General features: G+C 73.7%; 7 protein-coding genes. 3 read left to right on the top strand and 4 right to left on the bottom strand.

Annotated elements, in window-relative coordinates; translation table 11 throughout:
- Window positions 1-159 precede the first annotated feature (159 nt).
- The 3 genes from DQW06_RS18230 to DQW06_RS18220 all read left to right on the top strand — a co-directional run bounded on the left by DQW06_RS18230 (window position 160) and on the right by DQW06_RS18220 (window position 3,792).
- Window positions 160-1,218, top strand: a complete 1,059-nt coding sequence (locus tag DQW06_RS18230) for a tartrate dehydrogenase (RefSeq protein WP_117198971.1) — start codon at window positions 160-162, stop codon at window positions 1,216-1,218.
- A 142-nt stretch (window positions 1,219-1,360) separates the two neighbouring features.
- Window positions 1,361-2,620 carry an FAD-binding oxidoreductase gene (locus tag DQW06_RS18225; RefSeq protein WP_071621606.1) on the top strand — a complete coding sequence of 420 codons (1,260 nt, stop codon included), beginning with the start codon at window positions 1,361-1,363 and terminating at the stop codon, window positions 2,618-2,620.
- A 299-nt stretch (window positions 2,621-2,919) separates the two neighbouring features.
- Complete coding sequence (locus DQW06_RS18220; RefSeq protein WP_013151877.1) at window positions 2,920-3,792, top strand: alpha/beta fold hydrolase; 873 nt, start codon at window positions 2,920-2,922, stop codon at window positions 3,790-3,792.
- Window positions 3,793-3,800: 8 nt separating this feature from the next.
- Here DQW06_RS18220 and DQW06_RS18215 read toward each other — a convergent pair whose 3' ends face one another.
- The 4 genes from DQW06_RS18215 to DQW06_RS18200 form a co-directional block, all read right to left on the bottom strand.
- A complete protein-coding gene (locus DQW06_RS18215) occupies window positions 3,801-4,550 on the bottom strand; it encodes a YebC/PmpR family DNA-binding transcriptional regulator (protein WP_013151876.1) in 750 nt (249 codons plus the stop codon).
- A complete protein-coding gene (gene pdxT / locus DQW06_RS18210; protein WP_013151875.1) occupies window positions 4,547-5,155 on the bottom strand; it encodes a pyridoxal 5'-phosphate synthase glutaminase subunit PdxT in 609 nt (202 codons plus the stop codon). Before pdxT ends, DQW06_RS18215 begins: the two co-directional genes overlap by 4 nt.
- A gap of 112 nt (window positions 5,156-5,267) precedes the next feature.
- On the bottom strand, window positions 5,268-6,179 hold the full coding sequence (pdxS, locus tag DQW06_RS18205; protein ID WP_117198970.1) for a pyridoxal 5'-phosphate synthase lyase subunit PdxS: 912 nt from the start codon (window positions 6,177-6,179) through the stop codon (window positions 5,268-5,270).
- A 182-nt stretch (window positions 6,180-6,361) separates the two neighbouring features.
- Window positions 6,362-6,701 (bottom strand): hypothetical protein (locus DQW06_RS18200; RefSeq protein WP_117198969.1); only part of this gene is annotated, 340 nt, incomplete at its 5' end.

Raw genomic sequence — 6,701 nt, 5'->3', positions numbered from 1 at the left:
ACGTCCGAGCGCGGCTCCCCGCCCCCCGGCCGGGCCCTCCTCGACCGGGCCCGGGCCCCGTCGGCCCCAACGCGATGAGACGGACCGGCCCTACGAGGACGAAGAAGAGGGCCCCGCAGAGCCCGAACGCCCCCGAACACCCCACGGAAGGACACCGCCATGAAGCACTACCGCGTCGCCACGATCCCCGGTGACGGCATCGGCAAGGAGGTCCTGCCGCCCGCCCGGGCCGTCCTGGACCGGATCGGCGCCCACCACGCGCTCTCCTTCTCCTACGACGAGTTCGACTGGTCCTGCGCGCGCTACCTGGCCGAGGGCGCCATGATGCCCGACGACGGCCTGGACCGGATCCGCCACCACGACGCCGTCCTGCTGGGCGCCGTGGGATGGCCCGGCGTCCCCGACCACGTGTCGCTGTGGGGGCTGCTCATCCCCATCCGCCGCGGCTTCCACCAGTACGTCAACCTGCGGCCGATCAGCGTCCTGGAGGGGGTGCCCAGCCCGGTCGCGCGGGCGCTGCCCGGCGAGGTCGACTTCGTGGTCGTGCGCGAGAACAACGAGGGCGAGTACTCGCGTGTGGGCGGACGGATCCACAAGGGCACCCCGTACGAGGCGGCCCTCCAGGAGTCGGTGTTCACCCGCATGGGCGTGGAACGGGTGCTCGACCACGCCTTCGCCCTGGCCGGGCGGCGCGGCGGCAGGCTGACCTCGGCCACCAAGTCCAACGGCATCGTGCACACCATGCCGTTCTGGGACGAGCTGGTGGCCGAGCGCGCGGCGCGCCACCCGGAGGTGGCCTGGGAACAGGAGCACATCGACGCCCTGGCCGCCAAGATCGTCCTGGACCCGGCGCGGTTCGACGTCATCGTGGGCTCGAACCTGTTCGGCGACATCCTCAGCGACCTGGCCGCCGCCGTGGCGGGTGGTATCGGGGTGGCTCCGTCGGCCAACCTCAACCCCGAGCGCGAGTACCCGTCGATGTTCGAGCCGGTGCACGGCTCGGCGCCCGACATCGCGGGCAAGGGGCTGGCCAACCCGCTGGGGGCCATCTGGTCGGCGTCGATGATGCTCGACCACCTGGGCCACCCCGAGGCGGGCGCGCAGGTCATGGACGCGGTCCGCGCCGTGCTGGCCTCCTCCCCCGTGCGCACGGCCGACCTGGGCGGCAGCGCGGGCACGGACGAGTTCACCGCCGAGGTGCTCTCCCGCCTGCCCTGATCCGGGCGCGGACCCCGCCGCCTCCTTTGTCTGGTCGGCACAGGAACCCCACACCTGATTGTCGCTTCCCGACAAGGCCCCCGCGGTGGAAAGCGAGCATGGTGGGGACCGACGGACACGGTGAACAGGGGGAACAGGCGCGATGGCGGACGTGGGGCGTGTCGGCGGGGTCCAGCACGTGCTGGTCGTGGGCGCGGGGGTGATCGGCCTGTCGACGGCCTGGTTCCTCCAGGAACGCGGCGTCCGCGTCACCGTCGTGGACCGGGACGGGGTCTGCTCCGGAGCCTCCTGGGGCAACGCCGGATGGCTCTCGCCGGGCCTGGCCATCCCCCTGAACGAGCCGGGCGTGCTGCGCTACGGCCTGCGCTCCCTGCTCGACCGCGACGCGCCCCTGTCGGTTCCGCTGTCCCCCTCGCCGGACCTGTGGCTGTTCCTGGCCCGCTTCGCCGCGCACTGCCGCTGGGACGCCTGGGAGAGGGCCGTACGCGCCAACCTGCCCCTCAACACCGGGGCCCTGGACGCCTTCGACGTCCTGGCCAAGGGCGGTGTGGAGACTACCGAGGTCTCCGCGCCCGTCACCGCGCTGTTCCGGTCCCCGCGTTCGGCCGTCGCGCTCCTGCGCGAGCTGGACCGGATCACGGCCTCGGGGCTGGACGTCGGCCACACCGCCCTCACCGGGGCGGCGGTCCGCGAGGTCCTCCCCCACGCCTCGGGGGCCGTGGGGGCGGCGGTGCGCCTGGACGGGCAGCGCCACGTGGACCCCGGCGCCCTCGTCCGCAACCTGGCGGCCTCGGTGCGCGAGCGTGGCGGTCGGGTGCGCACCGGGTTCGAGGCGGTCGGCGTCCACCGGGAGGGCGGCGCGGTCGTCACCGTCTCCGGCGACGGCGAGCGGCTGCGCTCCGACGCGGTCGCGGTGTGCACGGGTGCCTGGTTCGACCGGCTGGCCGCCGAGCACGGCGTGCGCGCCCGGGTCCGCGCCGGGAGGGGCTACTCCTTCACCGTCCCCACCGACGAGCCGGTGCCCGGCCCCGTCTACCTGCCGGAGGCCCGCGTGGCGTGCACCCCCTACCAGGGGGCGTTGCGGGTCGCCGGAACGATGGAGTTCCGGGACCCCGACGACGCGCTCGACCCGCGCCGGATCGAGGCCATCGAGCGCTCGGCCACCCCCTACCTCAGGGGGGTGCGCTGGCAGGAGCGCACCGACGCCTGGGTGGGGCCCAGGCCGGTCACCTCCGACGGTGTGCCCCTGGTGGGGGCCACCCGCACCCCCGGCGTCTTCGTCGCGGGCGGCCACGGCATGTGGGGGCTCACGCACGGCCCGGTCACCGGCGGCCTCCTGGCCGAGCAGATCGCGACCGGCGTCCGCCCGGGCGCGCTGGAGGCGCTCGACCCGCTGCGCTGAAACCCCCGCTGTCGGCGCCGGTGCCCCCGAGGGGCACCGGCCCTTCCGCGCGCGGACACCGAACGCGGAGCCGGTGGACGGGCCCGCCCGCCCACCGGCCTCAGCTCGCGGGAGTCCGACGTCACGCGGAGGCGGTTGTGCCGTACGGGCGCCCGGCCCCGGGCACGGGGTGCCTGCCCAGGCGCCTCCGTCCAGGGGTGTCAACGGTGCCGCCAGACCCTCGCGCACGGGGTTCCCGCGCGCCCATCCCCGCGTCCCGGCTCTCCGGCGGGGACGCCCCTGTCCCGAGAAGGTGAACGATGTCCACGCTGTCCCTCACCCGGATCTACCGGTCCGACGCCGGTGAGATCGCGGTGCGCTCCTGGTGCGAGCGCGCACTGGGCGGCGCCCGCGACCTGCGCTCGCCGGGGGCGGTGACCGCCGCCGGACGCGCCACGCGGGTGCACGTCCTCCCGGGCGGGCCGGGGACCCCCGTCCTGCTGCTGTCCGGGGCCCTCCTGGGGTCGGCGAACCTGGTCGCGACCGCGCGGGTGCTGCGCGCCGACCGGACCGTGCTCCTGGCCGACCTGCCCGGACACCCGGGCACGAGCGACTCCCGGCGCCCCCTGCTCGGCCGGGCGGACGCCTACGGCGCCTGGCTGGACGCGCTGTTACCCCAGGTCACCACCGAACCGGTGATCCTGCTCGGGCACTCGACGGGCGCCGCGGCCGCCCTGGCGGCGATGCCCTCACCGCTGGTGGCGGGGCTCGTGCTGGTCGGTCCGGCGGGCCTGGCCGCCCCCGTCATGGACGGCGAGAGGCTGCGCGCCACGTTCTCCTGGCGGCTCTCACCCGGTGAGCGGACCAGTTCGCGGCTCCTGGGCCTGCTCAGCGGGCCCGTCGCCGCGGGCGGCGCGACCCACCCGCTCACGGAGTGGGCGACCCTGGTCGGGCGGCACTGCCGCCCCAGCCCGGTCCCGGGCATACTGCGGGGCGAGGACTTCCGGGACTGGTCGGGCACCCCCGTCACGGTGGCCACCGGAGCCCACGACCGCGTCTTCACACCCTCGCTGCTGCGCGGCGCGGTGCGCAGACTGCTGGGCACCGACGTGCGCACGATCGCGAGCGCGGGCCACCTCGCACTCCACGAGGCGCCCGCGCGCGTGCGCGACCTGCTGCGGGAGGTCGCCTGACCGGAGGGTCAGCTGATCTCGGCCATGACCTCGTCGGGGATGTCGGCGTTGGTGAAGACGTTCTGCACGTCGTCGGAGTCCTCCAGCGCGTCCACCACCCGCATGACCTTCTTGGCGGTCTCGGCGTCGACCGGGACCTCCATGGTCGGCAGGAAGCTGGACTCGGCGGAGTCGTACTCGATGCCCGCCTCCTGGAGCGCGGTGCGCACGGCGACCAGGTCGGTGGCCTCGCAGACGATCTCGAAGGACTCGCCCAGGTCCTCGACCTCCTCGGCGCCGGCCTCCAGCACCGCCAGGGTCACGTCGTCCTCGGTGGTGCCCTCCTTGGGCACGATGACGACGCCCTTGCGGTTGAAGAGGTAGGAGACCGAACCGGCGTCGGCCATGTTGCCGCCGTTGCGGGACACGGCCACGCGCACCTCGGAGGCGGCGCGGTTGCGGTTGTCGGTCAGGCACTCCACCAGCAGGGCGACGCCACCGGCGGCGTAGCCCTCGTACATGATGGTCTGCCACTCGGCGCCGCCCGCCTCCTCGCCGGAGCCGCGCTTGCGGGCGCGCTCGATGTTGTCGAGCGGCACGGAGTTCTTGCGCGCCTTCTGGATGGCGTCGTAGAGCGTGGGGTTCCCGTCGGGGTCTCCACCGCCGGTACGCGCGGCCACCTCGATGTTCTTGATCAGCTTGGCGAAGAGCTTGCCGCGCTTGGCATCGATGACGGCTTTCTTGTGCTTGGTGGTGGCCCACTTGGAGTGGCCGCTCATGAATGTCCTTTCACGATGTCGACGAAGAGGCGGTGGATGCGCGTGTCGCCGGTCAGTTCGGGATGGAAGGACGTGGCCATCAGGCCGCCCTGCCGTACGGCGACGATCCTACCGGCCTCGTCGGGGCCGGGCACTGCGCCGAGCACCTCGACCCCGGGCCCGACCGACTCCACCCAGGGCGCGCGGATGAACACCGCGTCGAAGGGGTCACCCTCCAGGCCGTCGATGTCCACGGCGGCCTCGAAGGACTCGGTCTGGCGTCCGAACGCGTTGCGGCGCACCGTCATGTCGATCCCGCCGACGGTCTGCTGGTCGGCGGTCCCGCCCAGGATGCGGTCGGCGAGCATGATCATCCCGGCGCACGTGCCGTAGGCGGGCATCCCCGCGGCGATCCGCTTGCGCAGCGGTTCCATCAGGCCGTAGCGGACGGCCAGCTTGGACATGGTGGTGGACTCCCCGCCGGGGATGACCAGCCCGTCCAGGGCGTCGAGCTGGTCGGGGGAGAGCACCTTGACGGTGTGCGCGTCCAGTGCCTGGAGCGCGCGCAGGTGTTCGGCGACGTCGCCCTGGAGGGCGAGGACGCCGATGGTGGGTGTGGCGGTCAAGTACGGCCTCACTCGTGGACGTAGGCTCGTGTTCTGCCGTGTGCGGGAGGCGGGGCCGCGCCCGGCCCCGCCGCCCGCACGACGGGCGCGGGAGGCGTCCGCCGGGCGGCGGCTACCAGCCGCGGCCGGCGTAGCGCTGGGAGTCGGACAGCTCGTCCAGGTTGATGCCGACCATGGCCTCGCCCAGACCGCGGGACACGCGCGCGATGACCGCGGGGTCCTCGTAGTGCAGGGTGGCCTGCACGATGGCGTCGGCGCGCTTGGCCGGGTCGCCGGACTTGAAGATGCCCGAGCCCACGAACACGCTCTCGGCGCCGAGCTGGCGCATGAGCGCGGCGTCGGCCGGGGTGGCCACGCCTCCGGCGGAGAACAGCGGGACGGGGAGCCTGCCCAGCGCCGCCACCTCCTTCACGACCTCGTAGGGGGCGCGCAGCTCCTTGGCCGCGCCGAACAGCTCGGCCTCGTCCAGGATGCCCAGGCGCCGGATCTCGCCGCGGATGGAACGCATGTGGCGGGTGGCCTCGACGACGTTGCCGGTTCCGGCCTCACCCTTGGAACGGATCATGGCCGCGCCCTCGCCGATGCGGCGCAGCGCCTCGCCCAGGTTGGTCGCCCCGCACACGAAGGGGACGGTGAAGGCCCACTTGTCGATGTGGTAGGCCTCGTCGGCCGGGGTGAGGACCTCGGACTCGTCGATGAAGTCGACGCCGAGCGACTCCAGGACCTGGGCCTCGACGAAGTGGCCGATGCGGACCTTGGCCATGACCGGGATGGAGACGGCCTCGACGATGCCGTCGATCATGTCGGGGTCGGACATGCGGGCGACACCGCCGTCCCTGCGGATGTCGGCGGGGACGCGCTCCAGGGCCATGACCGCGACGGCTCCGGCGTCCTCGGCGATCTTGGCCTGCTCGGGCGTGACGACGTCCATGATGACGCCGTTCTTGAGCTGCTCGGCCATGCCGCGCTTGACACGCTCGGTGCCGACGGCGTTGTCGGAGGTGTTCGGTGCGTTGTTGGCCACGGTGGTGGACTCCCGTTGTCTCGGTTCTGCTGAGGGCTGCTCTCGGGCAGCGGAGTCGGCGGCCCCACGCGGCGGTACGCGGACACCGTCGGCGCCGCGCACCCTGGTCGACCAGCCCCCCATCCTACTTCCACCCCCTTTCGAGGGTTTTGGCCAGATCGGTGTTTTCCCGGGTCCCGTATCTACGGGGTGTCGGGGCCGACGGGGAGAAGCGGGATCCGCGGCGGCTGGTCGTCGATCTCGAAGAAGTCCGGCAGGGGCGCCGTGCCCGCCAGGCGGAACGTCCGGACGAGCCGGGAACGGCGGGCGCGGCGGGTGTCGGAGACCGCGCCGTTGTAGAACGTGCGGGCCATGTGGACGCCCTTGGCGGCGGCCTCCACCTCGATCAGGTGGGGCCGCAGCATGTTGGAACGCTCAGCGGGACCCGGAGATTCCAGTGCCGCGCGCAGCGTGCGCGAGAGCGCGCTCTCGGCCAGCTCGCGTTGCCGGTCGCGCGCCCCGCGGGCGGCCTCGGCGGCCCCG

Origin of the sequence: Nocardiopsis sp. TNDT3 (assembly GCF_003427465.1) — a bacterium.
GTDB lineage: Bacteria > Actinomycetota > Actinomycetes > Streptosporangiales > Streptosporangiaceae > Nocardiopsis > Nocardiopsis dassonvillei.
The sequence above is the reverse complement of the archived record's forward strand: the minus strand, read 5'-3'. Positions and strand labels throughout refer to the sequence as shown.